Annotated in this window: 16 protein-coding genes and 1 pseudogene; 4 read left to right on the top strand and 13 right to left on the bottom strand. The window is 72.5% G+C overall.

Annotated features, from left to right (window positions below; genetic code table 11):
- Together B7P34_RS20015 and B7P34_RS20010 are read right to left on the bottom strand one after the other, a co-directional pair.
- A pseudogene (locus tag B7P34_RS20015) lies at nucleotides 1-298 on the bottom strand (hypothetical protein); the annotation flags it as partial.
- A 120-nt stretch (nucleotides 299-418) separates the two neighbouring features.
- Nucleotides 419-1822 carry a transcriptional regulator gene (locus B7P34_RS20010; protein ID WP_106678310.1) on the bottom strand — a complete coding sequence of 468 codons (1404 nt, stop codon included), beginning with the start codon at nucleotides 1820-1822 and terminating at the stop codon, nucleotides 419-421.
- Nucleotides 1823-2145: 323 nt separating this feature from the next.
- On the opposite strand from B7P34_RS20010, the gene B7P34_RS20005 reads away from it, so the two are divergent.
- The gene (locus B7P34_RS20005) at nucleotides 2146-2820 is read left to right on the top strand and encodes a bifunctional DNA primase/polymerase (protein ID WP_106678308.1); all 675 of its coding nucleotides are present in this window, start codon (nucleotides 2146-2148) and stop codon (nucleotides 2818-2820) included.
- A 52-nt stretch (nucleotides 2821-2872) separates the two neighbouring features.
- Here the strand turns inward: B7P34_RS20005 and B7P34_RS20000 are convergent, their stop codons facing one another.
- The 11 genes from B7P34_RS20000 to B7P34_RS19950 all read right to left on the bottom strand — a co-directional run bounded on the left by B7P34_RS20000 (nucleotide 2873) and on the right by B7P34_RS19950 (nucleotide 14482).
- Entirely contained in the window at nucleotides 2873-4342 is a 1470-nt protein-coding gene (locus B7P34_RS20000; protein WP_106678306.1) for an FAD-dependent monooxygenase, read from the bottom strand.
- 121 nt (nucleotides 4343-4463) lie between these two features.
- Nucleotides 4464-7550 (bottom strand): BTAD domain-containing putative transcriptional regulator, encoded by a 3087-nt coding sequence (locus tag B7P34_RS19995; protein WP_106678304.1) that lies wholly within the window; start codon nucleotides 7548-7550, stop codon nucleotides 4464-4466.
- A gap of 115 nt (nucleotides 7551-7665) precedes the next feature.
- Complete coding sequence (locus B7P34_RS19990) at nucleotides 7666-8166, bottom strand: pilus assembly protein TadG-related protein (RefSeq protein WP_106678302.1); 501 nt, start codon at nucleotides 8164-8166, stop codon at nucleotides 7666-7668.
- Nucleotides 8163-8621, bottom strand: a complete 459-nt coding sequence (locus tag B7P34_RS19985) for a TadE/TadG family type IV pilus assembly protein (RefSeq protein WP_223268029.1) — start codon at nucleotides 8619-8621, stop codon at nucleotides 8163-8165. The genes B7P34_RS19990 and B7P34_RS19985 overlap by 4 nt, the downstream gene beginning before the upstream one ends.
- A 2-nt stretch (nucleotides 8622-8623) precedes the next feature.
- Nucleotides 8624-9001, bottom strand: coding sequence for a TadE family protein (locus B7P34_RS19980; protein WP_106678298.1), 378 nt, complete (start codon nucleotides 8999-9001; stop codon nucleotides 8624-8626).
- A 237-nt stretch (nucleotides 9002-9238) separates the two neighbouring features.
- The gene (locus B7P34_RS19975; protein ID WP_106678296.1) at nucleotides 9239-9496 is read right to left on the bottom strand and encodes a hypothetical protein; all 258 of its coding nucleotides are present in this window, start codon (nucleotides 9494-9496) and stop codon (nucleotides 9239-9241) included.
- A 38-nt stretch (nucleotides 9497-9534) separates the two neighbouring features.
- Nucleotides 9535-10473, bottom strand: a complete 939-nt coding sequence (locus B7P34_RS19970; RefSeq protein WP_223268028.1) for a type II secretion system F family protein — start codon at nucleotides 10471-10473, stop codon at nucleotides 9535-9537.
- Nucleotides 10466-11428: a type II secretion system F family protein gene (locus B7P34_RS19965; RefSeq protein WP_106678294.1), complete on the bottom strand. Its 963-nt coding sequence runs from the start codon at nucleotides 11426-11428 to the stop codon at nucleotides 10466-10468. Before B7P34_RS19965 ends, B7P34_RS19970 begins: the two co-directional genes overlap by 8 nt.
- 4 nt (nucleotides 11429-11432) lie before the next feature.
- A complete protein-coding gene (locus tag B7P34_RS19960; RefSeq protein WP_106678292.1) occupies nucleotides 11433-12740 on the bottom strand; it encodes a CpaF family protein in 1308 nt (435 codons plus the stop codon).
- Nucleotides 12737-13660, bottom strand: coding sequence for a hypothetical protein (locus B7P34_RS19955; protein ID WP_106678290.1), 924 nt, complete (start codon nucleotides 13658-13660; stop codon nucleotides 12737-12739). The genes B7P34_RS19960 and B7P34_RS19955 overlap by 4 nt, the downstream gene beginning before the upstream one ends.
- 60 nt (nucleotides 13661-13720) lie before the next feature.
- The gene (locus B7P34_RS19950; RefSeq protein WP_223268027.1) at nucleotides 13721-14482 is read right to left on the bottom strand and encodes a hypothetical protein; all 762 of its coding nucleotides are present in this window, start codon (nucleotides 14480-14482) and stop codon (nucleotides 13721-13723) included.
- Nucleotides 14483-14770: 288 nt separating this feature from the next.
- Between B7P34_RS19950 and B7P34_RS19945 the strand changes: the two genes are divergently transcribed.
- The 3 genes from B7P34_RS19945 (at nucleotide 14771) to B7P34_RS19935 (ending at nucleotide 17253) form a co-directional block, all read left to right on the top strand.
- On the top strand, nucleotides 14771-15445 hold the full coding sequence (locus B7P34_RS19945) for a hypothetical protein (protein ID WP_223268026.1): 675 nt from the start codon (nucleotides 14771-14773) through the stop codon (nucleotides 15443-15445).
- Between the two features lie 65 nt (nucleotides 15446-15510).
- Nucleotides 15511-16485: a hypothetical protein gene (locus tag B7P34_RS19940; protein WP_223268025.1), complete on the top strand. Its 975-nt coding sequence runs from the start codon at nucleotides 15511-15513 to the stop codon at nucleotides 16483-16485.
- Nucleotides 16486-16518: 33 nt separating this feature from the next.
- Nucleotides 16519-17253 carry a hypothetical protein gene (locus B7P34_RS19935; protein WP_106678286.1) on the top strand — a complete coding sequence of 245 codons (735 nt, stop codon included), beginning with the start codon at nucleotides 16519-16521 and terminating at the stop codon, nucleotides 17251-17253.
- Nucleotides 17254-17321 lie beyond the last annotated feature (68 nt).

Genomic DNA, 17321 nt, shown 5'->3' with positions numbered 1-17321 from the left:
GTCCCGCGCCGCCCTGGGCGTAGGGAGCCGGCGGCCGCGGGGCGCCCGGAAGCGGGCCGGAAGCGACCGGCGGCAAGTACTGGGTGGCCTCGGAGGAGGCGTCGGGCGCGGCCGGTGCGGGGGCGGTGCCCAGGACGGGTGGCATGTACTGCGTCGCTTCGGAGTCGCCGGGGCCCGCGGGGCCGCCCGGCGGCATCTCGGGCGGCAGGGGGGCGCGCTGCGCGTCGGGCCCCCACGGCTCGCTCCAGGGCCGGCCGGCGGCCGGCTGAGGCGCGTTGCCCTGTCCGCTCTGCGTCACCGGGACTCCTCAAGCTGTACGGCAACTTATCGATAGCGCGGCCACGCTACCGGGTCACCGCACGACAGGGCCATGCGGCCGGATCCGGCCGCACCCCCCGCGCCCCAACCGCGGCGCCCCCTACGCCGCCTGCACCTCCAGCCGTGCCCCGAACTCCCGTACGACCGGCTCCTCCCGGTACGGAGCCAGCCGCTGCTGGAAGTCCTCCAGGTACTCCGCGCCCCGGTTGGACCTCAGCGTGCCCAGCAGGTCCAGCGCCCGGACCCCTGTGGCGCACGCCTCGTCGACGTCCCGCTGCTGGACCTGCGCCGTGGCCAGCAGCAGCATGCCGATGGCGCGCCTGCGCACCCGTCCTTCCGCGTGCCCGGCGATGGCGTCCTCCGCGTGCCGGCGGGCCTGCTCGGCCTGGCCGAGGTCGCGGTGGCAGTGCGCGAGCTCGTCCGCCAGGTAGGCGTGGTCGAAGTGCCGGATCCACGAGGGGTCGTCGCCGGAACCCGCGGACGCGGACGCGGAGGGCTCACCGGCCTCCTCGAGTTTGGCCATGGCCTTGGCCGCGACCGTCTGGCAGGAGCGGGCGTCGCCGAGCAGCGCGTGCCCCCGCGCCTCGGCGGCGTAGAACATGGCTTCGGCCCGCGGTGTGACGTGCCCCCGCGCGCCTTCCTGCGCGGCCTTGGCCAGTTGGGCGATCTCCCTCGGGTTGCCCAGTGAAGCCGCCAGGTGACTCATGCTGGCGGCCAGCACATACCCCCCGTACCCACGGTCCCCCGCAGCCTGGGCGAGACGCAGTGCCTGGATGTAGTACCGCTGGGCGAGGCCGGGCTGGCCGGTGTCGACGGCCATATAGCCGGCGAGTTCGGTCAACCGTGCGACGGCGGCGAACAGTTCGCGGCCCACGGACTCCCGGTACGAACCGGCGAGCAGCCCGGAGACGACGCTGTTCAGGTAGTGCACGACGACGGGCCGGACATGCCCGCTGCCGTACCGGTGGTCAAGTTCGACCAGCGCCTCGGTCGTGGCGCGCACCGCGTCGACGTCCGAAGCCCCGACCCGCGCCCCGGCGTTGCGCGCGACTTGTGGATCGGCCCCGGTGATGAGCCAGTCGCGGCTCGGTTCGACGAGGGCGGACGAGGCGACGGACGTCCCGCTGAGGAAGTCCCGGCGCCCTACGTCGCTCCGCCACAGCTCACACACCTGCTCGATCGCGCCGAGCACGGTGGGCGAGAACTGCAGGCCGACCCCGGAGGCGAGGTTCTTGCCGTTCGCCATGCCGATCTCGTCGATGGTGACGGTGCGCCCGAGCTTGCGGCCGAGCGCCTCGGCGATGATGGCGGGGGCCCGCCCGCGCGGCTGCTGTCCGCGCAGCCAGCGGGCTACGGACGTTTTGTCGTAGCGCAGGTCGAGCCCGTGCTCGGCACCGCACATATTGACGCGCCGGGCGAGGCCGGCGTTGGAACAGGCGGCTTCCTGGATGAGCGCCTGCAGCCGTTCGTTCGGCTGCCGCGCCACGAGTGGCCGTGCGGCCATGCTGTACCCCCTGGGACTGCTAAGCGTTCGCGGCGCGGTCCGCCGCGGAATGCGGAGAAGCTGAGACAGCTGACTGCGTCTTCCCCTGTGATCTTTGCCCCCTGAATGTCCGGAGAATGCGGACTTAACGGTAATGACAGCAAAGGCGGCAATGGCCAGACATTGACTGTCTCGCCCCGTCGCCGCACAGGTGGCTACCCAGCCTCGGCGGCCAACCCGCGTCTGCGCCCCCGTACATGCATCCGTGCGCCCCACGTGCATGTCCTGGCACCGCCCACAAGCGTGAGCCTGAGCCGTAACCCCTCGTGACAGGGGGAGTTGTGATGGGCGTGGAAGAGACCATCGCAGTAGGAGCCCCGCACCTCCCCCAACAGCGCAGCGACCAGCTGCTGGACGCCGCTGTCAGGTACGCGGAGGAGCGGCACTGGGACGTATTCGGCGGCACGTGGCTGAAGGTGGAGGAGGGGCGGGAGTACTGCTCGTGCGGTGATCTCGGCTGCCCCTCCCCCGGTGCGCACCCGGACCGCCCGGACTGGGCCACGCAGGCCACCGGCAGCGCGGTCGCCATCCGCCGCATGTGGCAGAAGCAGCCCGCCGCTTCGGTCCTGCTTCCGACGGGCCGCACGTTCGACGCGCTGGACGTCCCGGAGACGGCGGGCTGCCTGGCGCTGGCCCGGATGGAGCGGATGAACATCCAGCTGGGGCCGATCACGTGCACCCCGTTCCGCCGGATGCTGTTCTTCGTGCTGCCGGGCGGGGCGCTGAAGGTGGGGGACGCCGCCCGGAAGCTGGGCTGGCACCCGACGTCGCTGGATCTGATCGCGCGCGGCGAGGGCGACTACGTGGTCGCGCCGCCCACCCGCGTGGGGACGCGCGGTTCGGTGCAGTGGGCGCGCCAGCCCACGGTCGCCAACCGCTGGCTGCCGGACGCGGACGAGCTGGTGAGCGCGCTCGCCTACGCGTGCGGGCGCGATGCGGCGGACGCCCGCCGCAGGTGACCGCGGCGGGCGCCGGACGGGCCCCGGCGGCGGCCCCGGGCCCGAGTCCGGGTCAGCCGAGCTCGCGCGCCTCGGCCACGTACCCGTCGGGCCGTACGAGGAGGGCCGTGCCACGGGCGTCGGCGCGGGTGACCGCGGTGACGCCCGTCTCCTTCTGTTGCGGTGCGCCCGCCCCGCGCGGCAGCACGCGCACGTGCGTCCCGGCGCGCAGCGCCTCGTACAGGCGGGTGGGTCCGCCGGCGCGCTCCGCGAGCGGCAGGTCGGGGGCGCGGCGCCCGGTCATCGGGTGCGCTCCGGGCGGGGCGGGGTAGTGGATGCCGATCCCGGAGACCAGGAGCGCGCCGCGGTCCGCGGCGAACGGGAGGGACACGGCGGCCACGGCGGCGGCGTCGCGCAGGCGGCGGGTGACGGGCGAGGTGAGCAGGACGCCCCGCACGATGGTGCCGCTGATGCGGAGCACCTGCTTGCCGACGGGGTGGCGCTCGTCGTGGTAGCTGTCGAGCAGGGATTCCGGTGCCGTTCCCTTGAGGACGGCTGCGAGCTTCCAGGAGAGGTTGGCGGCGTCCTGCAGGCCCGTGTTCATGCCGAGCCCGCCGGCGGGCGAGTGGACGTGGGCGGCGTCGCCGGCGAGGAAGACGCGGCCCGCGCGGTAGTGCGGCACCTGCCGCTCGTCGCTGTGGAAGCGCGAGGTCCAGCGGGGGTCGTGCATGCCGAAGTCGGTGCCGAAGGCGGACCGGGTGACGGCCTTGAGCTCCTCGAAGTCGACGGGCGCGGTGGACGGCAGGTCCGAACCGTGCACCCAGGCGATGGCGCGGTAGTAGCCGTCGCCGAAGGGCACCAGGAAGGCGACGCCTTCGCCGGAGCTCCGGAAGGCCGGCAGCCCCGGCGGCTCGCTCGTGAGGCGCACGTCGGCGAGCATGACGGACCGGAGCACGGACTTCCCCGGGAAGGGGAGACCGAGCTCCTTGCGGACGGCGCTGCGCACGCCGTCGGCGCCTACGGCGTAGGCGGCGCGCAGGGTCTCGGTGGTGCCGTCCGCGGCGCGGAGGTCGGCGTCGACGCCGTCCGCGTCCTGGCGCAGCCCGGTGACCTCCTCCCCGCGCCGCAGCACGGCCCCGGCCTGCAGGGCACGCTCCTCCAGCACCCGCTCGGTCTCGTACTGCGGCGTGAACAGGACGCCGGGGAAGCGGCTGGGCAGCCGGGACAGGTCGACCCCGGCACCGCCGAAGAGCCGCAGGCCCGAGGTGAAGGTCCCGGTGGCGATCAGGGGCTCGGCGATGCCGCGGGCGTCGAAGGTCTCCAGCGTGCGCGCGTGCACGGCGAAGGCCCGCGTCAGGTTCGACTCCTGAGCCCGCTTCTCCACCAGGGTCACCCGCACGCCGGCGGCGGCGAGATCCCCGGCGAGCAGCAGCCCGGTGGGGCCGGCGCCGACGACGAGGACGTCGGTGGAGGCGGGGGCGGGGGCGGGGACAGGGCCGGGGATGGGGGCGGAGGCGGCCTGGGAGGAGAGCGAGGAGGACATGACGGCACCTCGGATGGCTCGTGCGGGCATCTGGCCTTACTGCCAGTGCACACCCGCGCCCGAGATATGTCAACGCTTGTTGAATTAATGTGCAGCGCGCCGGCCGCCGCCCCTTCCCTTGTCAGTTGGCCTGCGCCCCGCGCCACGCGGGCAGCAGTTCGTCCAGCAGCGCCTCCGTCCGCGGCGGCAGGCCGCGGGCCGCACCGCCGAGCGCGGCGTTCCGGGCGACGAGGGAGCTCGCCGTCTCCGCGAGCAGCGCCACGTCGCCCGTCGCGTGCACAGCCCGGAGCAGCTGATTCCACAGCCGCTCGTCGGCGGGCGCCGTCACCAGCGCCGCGTTCACGGCCTCGGCGGCGGCCTCCGGCCGCCCGGCCTCCATGCGGTGGCCGGACAGCGCGAGCGCGACGTCGGCCACCAGCAGGGGCAGCTGGGCGTCGATGATCTCGTGCTCCAGCCAGCCGTAGCGGCCCGCGGGGCGGTCGGCGAGCAGCGGCCCCCGCGCGAGGCCGAGGGCGTCGGCGAGCAGGCGCTCCCGGACGGCGGGCCGCCCGGCTCCCTTGCCCTCCATCGCCTCGTGGTGGAGCGTGCGCAGCACGTCCAGGTCCGAGACCACCGAGGGGGCCAGGGTCAGCCTGCCCGCGGCGTCGGTGCGGAGCCGGTGCGTGCCGTCCGGCTCCGTACCGAGCCAGTCCCGCAGCCTGGCCACGAGCGCGTCGCGCACCTCGGTGGTGACGCCGCGCGGCCACAGACCGGAGGCGAGGACCCGCGGGTGCACGCCCTCGCGGTGGAGCAGGAGCATGGCCAGGGCCTCGTGCAGGAGGGGGCTGCGCTCGTCCTCGGGTGCCGCCGGCCCCATGACCTCGTACGAGCCGACCAGGCGGGCGTAGACCGCGGGCCTGCCGGCCTCGGTGATGTCGACCAGGAAGGGGCTGTCCGCGGGGTCCGGGTCGTGCTCGGGCCCGCGGTCGGCGTCGGCCGCGGAGAAGAGCTCCACGACCGCCTCGACCTGCGACTGCGGCAGCCTCTGGGCGTCGAGCTCCAGGCCGAGGAGCGGCGCGAGCAGCCGTCCGGCCGGGGTGATCTCCAGCTCCCACGCCGCGCCCGGCAGGCCCGCCCCTCCGGTGCCGACGAGGTAGCCGATGCCGAGCCGGTCGGAGCCGGCCGCGAGCTCGGCCAGGGCGGCGGCCCCGGCCTCGTCCGGCTCGGCGGCCACGATCACCAGGTGGGGTGCCCACTGCGCGTGCTGAGCCCGTCCCGCCCGGCCGGTCAGCACCGAGTCGTGGCCGGCCGTGCTGAGGGCGGCCCGCCGCTGCCGGGTCTCGACGCGCATGGTGTCGACCAGGGCGTCGATGTCGTCGAGCCGGCGGATGCGGGCGGGGGCCAGGGCCCGGAAGTCCTGGCCGAAGCCGACGAGGGTGAGCGTGAGCCGGTCGGACCAGCCGTTGGTGGCGAGCTCGGCGGCCACGGAGGCGAGCACGGCGGCGCGGTCGGCGGCGGAACCGGTCAGGGCGACGAGGCCCGGAACGGCCTCCAGGTTCAGCAGCAGCCGTGAAGCGCCGTCGGTTCCCAGGCTGACGAGACCGGGGTACGGGGCGGCGGTGTCCGCGGTGCTCCCAGTGTTCGCAGTGTCCGCAGTGCCCGCGGGCAGGCGGATCGCGGAGCGCGGCACGCTCCACAGCAGCGGGCCGGAGCCCTGCCGCCAGGGCGCGGGCGGCTCGCCCGACGGCTGGGCGAGCTGGAGCTGGAGTTCGGTGCCGGTGAGCCAGGCCGCGTAGACCGCGGGCAGCTCGCGGGAGTCGGCGGACAGCGCGGCGGACAACGAGCGCAGCCCGCGGTCCAGGTCCCGCACCGCCTCCGGATCCGCGCCGACGAGCAGCGCGTCCCGGGCGTTCGCCGGGTCCCCGGCCGGTACGGTCCCGGCGCGGCGGTGACCGGCCACGGTGGCCGCCGCCTGCCACAGCGACGTGCGGCGCCTGCGCCCCAGGGCGGCGAGCAGGCCCGCGGCGAGCAGGGGCGCCGCGACGAGGGCCTCGCCGACGCCGAACGACTCGGAGCCGGCGGCGGGGGCGGCCGCGGAGGCGCCCGGGGAGGCGTCCTGGGCGGGCTCGGCGGGGTGGATCGGGGCTTCCAGAGGCTGGTCGGGTCGGTCCACGGGCCGGTCGGCGGGCCGATCCGCGGGCCGGTCGGCGTTGATGTCCTGCGCGGGCTGCTGGTGTCCAGGCTGGTGGTGCTCGTGTCCGGGCTGCTGATGCTCGGATCCGGGCTGCTGGTCCTGCCGCCCCGGCTGCTGGTCGCCGGTCTGCCGGTCCTCCGCGTGGGGGCCCGTCCGGTCGTAGTCCCGGATCTCCTGGCGGACCTGCTCGGGGACGCGGGGCGCCTCGTCCGGCATCTCCACGAGTTCGCCGCCGTGCGCGTCCGCCGGCATCTCCATGATCCAGCCGGGGCGGATCAGGCTGGCCTCGGTGAGCTTCTCGCCGTCGGGCTGCACCCGGTCCTTGTTGAGCTCGTAGATCTCCTTGTAGCGACGGCCGTCGTCCAGGTGCCGCTCGGCGATCTCCCACAGGGAGTCGTGGTGCCGGCCCTCGGGCGGGTGGACGCGGTAGAACTTCGTTCCCCTGCGCAGCTCCTCGGCCGTGGAGTCGGCCGGCGCCGGACGGGCCCGGTCCGCGGCCGCGCCGGGCGCACCGTCCGCCCGGTCACCGGCCTGCTGCTCCTGTCCGCCGCCCGGAGTCCGCTCGGCCGCGGCCACGGCCGGGTGGTGGTTGCCCCCGTCCAGCGTGTGCCCCAGCTGCGACAGGCCGGGGGTGAGGCTCGCCGCCGTGGCGCCGACCAGCAGGACGGCCGCCACGAGCTGACGGGCGAGGAGCTGGCTCGCGCCGGCGCCGGGCACCCGCGGGGGCAGTCCGACGCCGGAGACCTCCGCCTTCACCTCGACCAGCACGCACGCCGCGAACTGGGCCCAGGCCAGCCAGACGAGGGCCGTCAGGGCCTTGATGAAGACATCGGCCGTGATCTCCCGCTGGAAGACGTCGGCGGAGGGCATGGAGTGCGGCAGCGGCCAGCCGACGAAGTGCGCGAGCGCGCCGGGCACCCCGACGAGGAGCGCCGCGAGCGCCACGAACGCGAGGAACGCCTTGACGAAGTCGCCCGCGGTGCGGCGGTGCCGGGGCAGCCCCGGCCCGGGGGTCCTGGTGGTGTTGCGCGCCATGGCTCTCTGCTCCCGTGGACGACGGTGACAACTGCTGTGATGACTGTGAAGACGGTGGTGACGGTCGTGACTGTGAAGACGGTGAGGACTGATCGGTGGGACGGCGGGGCCCGGCTCAACCGGTGCGGGACTCCGCCTTCGAGGTTCCGTGCACGGTGAGGTCACCCTTGTAGAACAGGCCGGTCAGCACCGGCCGGTACGTCAGCCGGACCTCGACCTCGACCTGCCGGGGCCCGCTGGCGTCCGTGCAGTGCGAGGCCGCGACGTCGGCGCCGGACATCCCCGCCTCGGCCATGTACGCGCGGGCCCTGGCCGTGCAGTTCTCGTAGTTGATGGGCGCGGAGCCCCGGCCGGCGCGCAGGGCCGACTCGTCGATGTCCTGCGCGGCGTACCGGGCGGCCTGCTCGGCGATGTCGGCCGCGCGCTCCCGCTGGGAGATGGACATCCCGCCGTCGACGACGAAGGCGGCGAGGGCCAGGAAGAGCAGCGCGAAGACCAGCACGGCCGCCGCTCCGGACCCCCGGTCGCCGAACCGCCCCCCGAGCCGGCCGAGCCGTCCTCCGAGCCGCCCTCCGGACCGCCGGAGGAGGCCGGCGGCGCGTTCCCGGGCCGTCATGCCGCCCTCCGGTACGGGTCGATGGGTGAACTGGAGTGCCCGGTCATCGTCTTGCCGATGTCCAGGCCGAGCATGGCCAGCCCCCGGACCTCGCAGCTCACCTCGACGGTGAAGAAGCCGCCGGGCCGGAACTCCGACGTCATGCGGACCGTCACCGGCCCGGTGCACACGTCCTCCAGGTCGGCCTCGGCCGCCTTGCGCGCCTCGCTCATGGCCACCGGGTAGGCGTGCTGGATCGACCCGGCACGGGCGGCGTCCCGGGCCGCGCCGTCCACGGCGCCGCGCCCGTCGACCATCTGCCCGAAGGCGACGAGGACGAGGATGAAGAGGATCATCACCGGGGCGAGGATGACGACTTCGATGGTCGACAGCCCCGCGTCACCGGCCCGCTCCCACCGCCGCTCGCACCGCCGCTTCCACCCCTGCGCCACGCTCACCCGGGGTCCCTGCGTCACGCTCACCCGCGGTCCTCCACGAATCGCTCCACAGGGCCCTGCGACTGCGCGTGCACGGTGAGCCGCATGCCCGGGAAGATGGTCGGGACCCCCGCTTCGATCTCGACGCCCACGGTGCCCGGGCCGGGCTGGACCGTCTTGACCTCCGGGTGGACGAGCAGGCTGGGGCCGAGCTGGCGGATGTACGAACGGGCCTGCGCGCCGGCCTTGCCCCGCCAGCCGCCGGGGTTCTCGTCCGCCTCGGCGCGCGCCTTGCGCGCCCCGGCCTGGGCGGCTGCCTGGGCGACGTGGTCGGCCCAGAAGTAGAGGGCGAACTGCACCGTCGCGAAGATCATGAAGAACAGCACGGGGGTGAGCAGGACGAACTCGATGGCGGTCATGCCACGGTCGCTCGTACGGCCGCGACTGCCGCCGCCCGTACGGACCTTGCCCGTACAGACCTTGCCCGTACGCGTGACCGTGCCCGTACCCGCAACCCTGCTTGTACGCGAGCCCCCGCCCGTACGGACACCACAGCCCGTACGGACGCCGCAGCCGGCGTCACCTCGTACGGCTTCCACCCGGCGGCGCACTGCCCGCCGCACTGTCCGCCGCACGGCCCCCGGTCGTCCCATGCGTCACTTGCTCGTGCAGGTCTTGTCGGCGTCGGCGCCCTCGATGCAGTGGCTGACCTTGTCCGCGCCGCCCTTGAGGGCCTTGCTGATGATCGCGGCGACCACACCGACGATGGCGACGACCACCGCGGAGATGATCACCCACTCCACCGCCGACGCGCCGCGGTCCGTCTCGGCGGAGCGCGCCTTGGCCACGCGGCCCTGCAGGAAGACGACGAGGAAGTCCACGGCCGGGTGGCTGATACGGAATCGGGATGTCACTGGGTGTCCTTTCGGAGAAGAAGAAGGGCTGCGGCGGGTCATCCCTGCTGGAAGACCCGCATCGCCGCCGGGAAGATCAGGAAGACCAGGAAGCCGGCGCAGAGGAGCAGCTGGGCGACGAGCATCGACTGCGACTTCTCGCCCGCGCTTCCCTCGATCTCCGCCATCTCCCGGTGCCGCATCGTTTCTGCGCGGGAACCGAGCGACTCCCGGACCTTCGCGCCGTCGTCGGCCACCAGGGCGAGCGAAGCGGAGAGGTCCTTGAGCTCGTCGATCCCGAGCTCCTCGCCGAGGTTCCCGAGGGCCTGCCACTGGCTCATGCCGGTGATGCGGGCGTCGGCCAGGGCGTTGCGCACCCGCCGGATCGCCCAGCCGTCGCTCACCTCGGCGGCCGCCATCAGCGCCTCGGGCAGGCCGCGGCCCCCGGCGAGGTTCATGGCGACGAGGTCCAGGTAGGCGCCCACCACCCTGCGCAGGTCGCGGCGCTTGCCGGCCGCGTCCCGCCGGACCTCCAGGTCGGGCAGCATGAAGAAGACCGCCGCGAACACCAGGGCCAGCCAGACGGGGATCACCGGCCCGCTGCCGAAGCCGAGCGTCCACACCACCACGAAGACGAACGGTCCGAAGACCAGGCCGGCTGCCGCCAGCAGGACCTTCGTCGCCAGGAACGTCTCCCAGCTGCGGTCGAGGACGGCGAGATCGGCGCGGAGCGAGCGCTGTTCCCAGCCCTGCTGCCGGTAGAACTCGGCCGCCCTGAGACCCACCCGCGCCCGCAGCGACCCGAGCCGGCGGGCCTCCTCGTCGGACGGCGGCTGATCGGCGGCGAGGGCCGCCGCGCCCCGGGCCCGCAGCGCGTCGATCCGCGCCACCTGCGACAGGGCGCTGCGCTTGCCGGGCACCAGGGCCCGGATCAGGAGGAAGAGGCCGAGGCCGAAGACCGCCCCGACGAGCACGGGCATGGAAAGCGCGTCACCCACGCGGTCCCACCTCCTCCTGGGCCGTGCGCGGCCTCACGAACTGCACCGCCGGCTCGTCGCGGACGAGGAAGCGGTCGGGCGTCTCGATCCGCGACAGCTTCCGCAGCCACCAGAAGCCGAGGCCGAACAGGCCGCACACGCAGGCCAGTACGAGCTGGCCGAGCGGCGAACCGTACGGGGAGACGAACTCCCGGTTGAAGACGGACAGGCCGAGCACGAAGGCCACCGAGACCCCGACGACGATCTGCACGCTGCGCCGGGTCGACGCCCGCTGGGCCATGACGCGCCGGCGCATGTCCACCTCCTCGCGGGCGGACTTGGCGAGGGCGCCGAGCACTTCGCGCAGGCCGGGGCCGCGCAGCCGCGCGTTGAGGATGAGCGCGGCGACGACGATGTCGGCCGACGCGTCGTCGATCTCGTCGGCGAGCGTCTGGAGCGCGTCGGGCAGCGGCGTACGGGCGCGCAGCCTGTCCACCAGGGCGTCCAGGTGGGGGCGGAGCGCCGGGGCCGCGCCGCGGGCGGACGCGGGAATGGCCTGTTCCAGGCCGACCGCGCCCGCGATGGTGTCGCGCAGCGACTCGGTCCAGGCCGCGAGCGCCTCGATCCGCCGCATGCCCGCCCGCTCTTCGGCGGCGCCGCCGAAGAGCCGGTCCCAGACGAAGACGAGCAGGCCGGCGGCGATGCCCGCCACCAGCCACCGGGTCAGGAGCAGCACGGCCAGGCCGACGCCGGCCGCCAGCGTGCCGCGCCGGCCGGCGAACCGGGCCAGCTCGGCGAGCCGGTCCCTGCCCTTCGCCTTCTCGTGGGCGGGCTTCGCGGGCAGCCCGCGCACCGCGACGATCAGCAGCGCGAGGCCGCCGCCCGCCACGACGCCGCAGAGCAGCGCGTACAGCACGGGGAGGGAGAAGAAGCCGCCCGCGCCGGTCGCGGAGAGGCCGCTCGGGAAGAAGCCCATGCCACTACCTCCAGTGCCCGGTCGGCCGGTACCCCTGGGCGACCAGATCGTCGAGACACGCGATGGGCGCGTGCGGCAGCACCCTGCCGTCCGGGCCCTCGGCGAACACCTCGCTCGACAGCACCCGGCCGTCGACGCCGTTGACCTCCCGCACGGAGGTGACCATGCGGCTGAGCCGGCCCCCGTTCTGGTACTGGTTGCGGCGCTCGACGAAGACGACGAAGTTGACGGCGCCCGCGATCAGCATCTGGCTCGCCTCGATGGGCAGCCGTTCGGCGGCCTGGAGCGCGTACGTCGAGATGCGGTTGAAGACCTCGGCGGAGCTGTTGGCGTGGATGGTGGACAGCGAGCCGTCGTTGCCCTGCGACATCGCGTTGAGCATGGTCACGATCTCGTCGCCGAGGACCTCGCCGACGATGACGCGCGAGGGGTTCATGCGCAGGGACCGGCGTACGAGCTCCGCCATGGCGATGGAGCCGAGGCCCTCCGAGTTGGGCAGCCGCTCCTCGAACGCCACCACGTTGGGGTGCAGTTCGGGGAACTGGTCCAGGCCGAGTTCGAGCGCCCGCTCCACGGTGATCAGCCGCTCGTGGGCGGGGATCTCGTTGGCGAGGGCGCGCAGCAGGGTCGTCTTGCCCGCGTTCGTCGCCCCGGCGATCATGATGTTCTTGCGGGCCCGGACCGCGCAGGTCAGGAAGTCGCCGAGCTCCGGCGTGAGGGTGCCGTTGCCCACGAGGTCGGCCAGGAACACCTTGCCCAGGCGGGCGCGGCGGATCGACAGCGCCGGCCTGCGGGTGACGTCCATGACGGCCGAGAGGCGGGAGCCGTCCGGCAGCCTCAGGTCGAGCTGGGGGTTCGCCGAGTCGAAGGGGCGCGACGACAGGCCCGAGTAGGCGCCCAGGATCTGGATGAGCTCGATCAGCTCCTCGTCGCTCTCGGCGACGGGCTCCCCGCGCAGCTCCCTTCCGTCGGCGTAGCCGATGAAGACCTGGTCGCAGCCGTTGATGTCGATGTTCTCGACGTCCGGGTCGTCCAGGAGGGGCTGCAGGCGGCCGACGCCGAAGAGGGCGGCGTGCACGGCGTTGGCGTACTGCTCCTCGGTCACCGCGTCCAGCGGGGTGCGGCCGGCGCCGATCTCGGCGCGCGCGTGCTCCTCCAGGATCTGGGCGATGACCGCCCGCGCGTACTGCCGCTCGTCCTCGCCCGACATCGGGGACAGGCCCGAGGCCTGGTCGAGGCGGCGCTGCTCGGCTATGCGGTCGCCGGCTTCCTGCCGGAACTGCTTGACGAGGTGGTGGTTGACGACGCTCATCGCGGATCACCCGGCCTGTCGGGGGTGGCGAAGCCGGGGGCGACTCCTGGTACGGCTCCGGGGGCGGTCCTGGGCGCGGCGCCAGTGACTCCGGGTACGGCTCCGGGGGCGAATTCGGCTGCCCACGCCGGTCCGAACTGCCGGTGGAGGTCGACGGCCAGCTTGCGGACCGACCGCACCAGCAGCGACTTCCCCGCGCTGCCGCGGCGGCGGCCGGCGAGCTGCTCGGCACCCGCGGGGTCGTGCGCGACCACGCCGACGACCCGCGCCACCGACTGGGAGGCGACGAGCATGTCGTTCACCTGCCCGGCGATCTTCGCGCTGTCCCGCGCGCCCGTGACGAGCACCACGCCGATGAGGGGCGTGACGACGTGCGCGGTGCCGCGCTGGGTGCCGTGCAGCCGGTTGGAGAGCGCAGCCGCGCGGTCGCGCACGCGGGCGAGCTGCTCGGGCTCCGTGCGGGACACCAGCAGGACGAGGGAGGCCGGGGCGAAGAGGCCGGCGACCGCCGGGTCCACGCCGATGCGCCCGCAGTCGGCGATCACGTCGGCGGCACCCTGCTGCGAGCGGGCGAGCCCGGCGAAGGCGTTGCCCAGGACGGGCCACACTCCGCTGAGGCCGACCGACTGCTCCGAGTTGCCCAGCCCGACGAGCACCTCCAGCCCGCCGGAGACCGGCTGGGCGTGGTCCCAGAGCTGTTCGGCGACGAGACCCCGCCGCGCGGCAGCGGCGAGGGACAGCATTCCGGTATTGGGGTCGAGCGGGCCGCCGTGCGCGGCCGCGCACCGGTAGACCAGGTCGCCGCCGGCGGGGTCGGCCTCCGCGAGCAGGGCGCGCCGGGGCCAGACCGCGGCCAGGGCGACGGCCGTCGTGGTGACGCCGGGGGACCCCTTGTCGGCAGCTATGGCGATGAGGGCCATGTGTTTTCTACGTCTCCGCCGTGTCCGCGGCCATCGATGACATCAATTCCTGCCGGGCCATCAGCCCGCGCTCGCAGGCACCTTGACGACGGCGACCTGTCCGGCTGCCGCGGCCTGCGTCAGCGCGGCGCTCTCCGCCTCGGTGACCACGACGGTCACGGGCAGACCGCCACCGCCGAAACCGTCCTTGTTCCCGGAGGGAACGGACTGGACCTTGGCGGAACGGGCCAGCAGATTTCCGCTGCCGGTCGCGGTATTGGGGGTTCCGTTGTTCCTGTCGCCGGAATTCCCGGATCCGGAAGACTTGTCGCCCGAACCCTTCTGGGCGTCGGAACCGACGTGGTAAACGGAGACCGTATCGCCCTCCGCGAGCCCCTGCGGATACTGCCCTTCCTTGAGGGAAAGCCCGACGACGACCTTCCCTTCGGCAAGGCCTTCCTTACCGGTCAGCATCGAGCCCACGAGAAGGCTGCCCGGGACGATGTCCGAGACGGCGTGGTACTTGGCGAGCAGCCCCCGGTCGCTCCAGCGCACGTACTTGATGGACGGATCCTCGGCCACCATGACGGGCTCGATGACGTCCCGGGAATCGGAGATCTTCTTACCCGCGGTCACCCGCTGCTTGACCTTCACGACCTCAATGCGTTCACCGGCGCGCATGACCAGCACGGTGGCGCCGAGCGCGCCCACGAGAATCAGCAGCACGGCGAGCGCGGCCAGAGCGGGTTTGCGCTCACGCGGCGCGGAGGGAAGCCTCTCCCCCGCCGCGGCACCGGCTCCCTTGAGACCCGCAGCCGCACGCTCCTGGACCTTCACGCCCATCGCCCCCGCAACGTTTGTCCGGATTAATGCTCTTGATCCACCCTCACCCCGCCCGGACCGGCGCACCCCGGACAGGCGCTTCCTCATGGTCGACGGGGCGTCAGTTGACACGGCACGTTATCAGCCACCCATATCCACCTCAACGCGCACCAGCCCCGTCCGCCGCACCACCCCGGCAACTCCCACCGGGAACTGCAGGCACGCAGCTGTCGTCTTGCGCCATGTACATCCATGCCATCATCACGTAAGCACGCCGAATGGACCGGAACGCCCTGGGAGATGGGGAAGTTGACTATCCACGTACGAAGCCGGGCCGGTATTGCCTTTGTCACAGCGACGGCCGCACTCGCCCTGACGGCGTGCGGCGGCGGAGCGAAGCGGGCGGACGACGGCAAGATCGACGGCGCGGAAGGCTCGGCATCCGCCTCCGCCGACCCGGCTTCGCCCTCACCGAGCGGTGGTCCGGGCGGGGACGGGGTGGAACGACCCAAGATCACTTTGCCGGATGACGTGAAGCACGTCTTCGAGCCGCGTTCCACCGGCGACGCACGCCAGGATGCCGTGCTCGCGGACAACGAACGAAACATCATCTCCGAGGACGACGCCATTCTCCGTGGCGACCCTCGTTCCACCGCGCTGTCCTTCTACAACACCGGAAGCGCATTGGCCGGGGCCGTGGACTGGGTGAAGAAGTTCCTGGATGCCGACCTCACCCTCACCGGCACGACCCGCTACTACAACCGGCATGTGAAGCTCGACGGCGACAAAAAGGCCACACTCACTTACTGCGGCGACGAGAGCAAAGCGTTCAACAAGAACCGCAAGACGGGCAAGGTGGACCGGGACGAGCCGTCCAAGGACAGCTACGTCCTCTACAACACGCGGCTCGTCAAGAGCGACAAGGGCGTGTGGCAGACCACAGAAATGCTTTCCTGGCGGGGGTCGGATTCATGCCAGCCGTAAAACGAACCGGACGAATCATCACGACGGCGGTCGTCACCGCTGCACTCTCCTGTGCGCTCACGCCCATGGCCTCAGCCAAGACCGGCCCGGGCGGGTCACGCGGCTCTGCGAGCGGTGGTGCCGGAGACGGGAAGATTTCCGCCGGCGCCCAGGTCTCGGGGGTGCAGACCACGGTCAACGGCGGTTCCGAAGGATCGAAGACCAAGGCGCTCACACCCCAGAACTCCAACTGGACGCCGCCTGCCTGCTGGTACGAGCCCGTCATCTCTCCCAAGGACCTCAAGGAGAGAATCGAGACGCTGGAGAAGGACAAGCCCATCCTCGGCATGGGGGGCTTCGGGCAGATATTCGCCGGCCTCTACAAGGTGATCTACCAGACGGACAAGTACGACGACTACAACATGGCCAAGCAGGGCAAAGGCATGTTCTGGGGCCCCGTCGTCAATCCTGCCCGCAAGGACGACCCGGAAGCGATGTCCTGCGACAAGCTCCCCTTCTGGGTGGACGACAACACGACTCCCGACATACCGCTCGCCGTCTCGCCGAAGATCCTCGCCGAATACGCCTACGACGAGCTGCCCATCCCGTCCACGGACTTCTCCATGAGCCCGGACGGCAAGCAGACCGTCAACCTCTCCACCTGGATCTGGGCCGACAAGGCCCGTTTCAAGCCGGTCTCCGTGACCGCCTCCCTGCCCCACACCAACCTGTCGGCGACCACCACGGCAACCCCGGTCTCCCTGAAACTCGAGCCCGGCACCGGCGAAGCGAACCTCCACCCCGCCTCGGGCGAGTGCCCCATCAACCCCGACGGCAGCATCGGCTCGCCGTACTCGGACGCGAAGAAGAACGACAGCCCGCCCTGCGGCCTCACCTACCTCCGCGCGAGCACGAAGTCCGGCACGTACCCGCTGAAGGCCACCGTCACCTGGAAGATCTCCTGGAAGAGCTCGACCGGCGAAGGCGGCAACCTGCCCACCGGCACCTACGGCAAGACCACCGCGGTCACCGTCCAGGAAATCCAGGCCGTCAACCGCTGACCGAAACAGCGCCGAAGTGCCCTGGGGAAGTGAATGCAAAACGCCAATCCAGAACATCTCGACCAGTTGGCCGACCTGCTGGCGGGGAAGCGCGGCGGGAGCCTGTCCAACGGCCTGGACGAAGCCTTCCGCAGGGCGTCGGCGCTCGGTGTCAGCGAGAGGCTGGCTCCGCTGAAGCCGATGCGGACCTGGACGTCCGACACCGCCCCGGACCTCCGCCGCCGGGCGACGGTCCTCAGGCTGGAGAACGGCGACCCTCAGGCAGGGCTGAAGTGGGCAGGTTTCACTCCCGAGGAGCTGCAGGCCCAACCCGGCCTCGCTCAGCATCCCATCGTTCTCCTGCTCTCCAACGCGGTGGCTTCTTCGAAATGGGTGGCCGAGAGCTATTACTTCCACCGCAAACCGAATGAATCGCTGGACGATTGGGTGAAGCGCCTGGAAGGCAAGTCCGTGTCCAAGGTCGTCGGGGGAGACCCGAAGAACTGGACCACCCTCCTTGCCGACGTGAGCGACGCACGCAGCATCCTCGACGCCGGATCCGTCGCGTTCGTCCAGGGCGGTGCGCTCACCCTCACCCTCGGCGGAAACTACCTGAAGAAGGCGTTCGACGAGTCGGTCAGGGTGACCCGGATCCGGAATGCCCTGGGCGCCAAGGCCACACAATGGCTGGCACATAGCAATATCTTTGTCCGAGGTCTGGGCTGGGGAACTCAGAAAGTTGCCGATTTCCGCTTTCCCATCCGGTCGCTCTCAGCACCCGGCGCCTGACTTCCGGGGAAGGTGGCAGGTCTGCTCTCGGGGAGCCAGCGATATCAGCAGCTGGCCGGGATCCCGGG

Source organism: Streptosporangium nondiastaticum (assembly GCF_003011965.1).
Lineage (GTDB): Bacteria > Actinomycetota > Actinomycetes > Streptomycetales > Streptomycetaceae > Streptomyces > Streptomyces nondiastaticus.
This window is presented reverse-complemented; position numbering and strand designations above follow the sequence as displayed.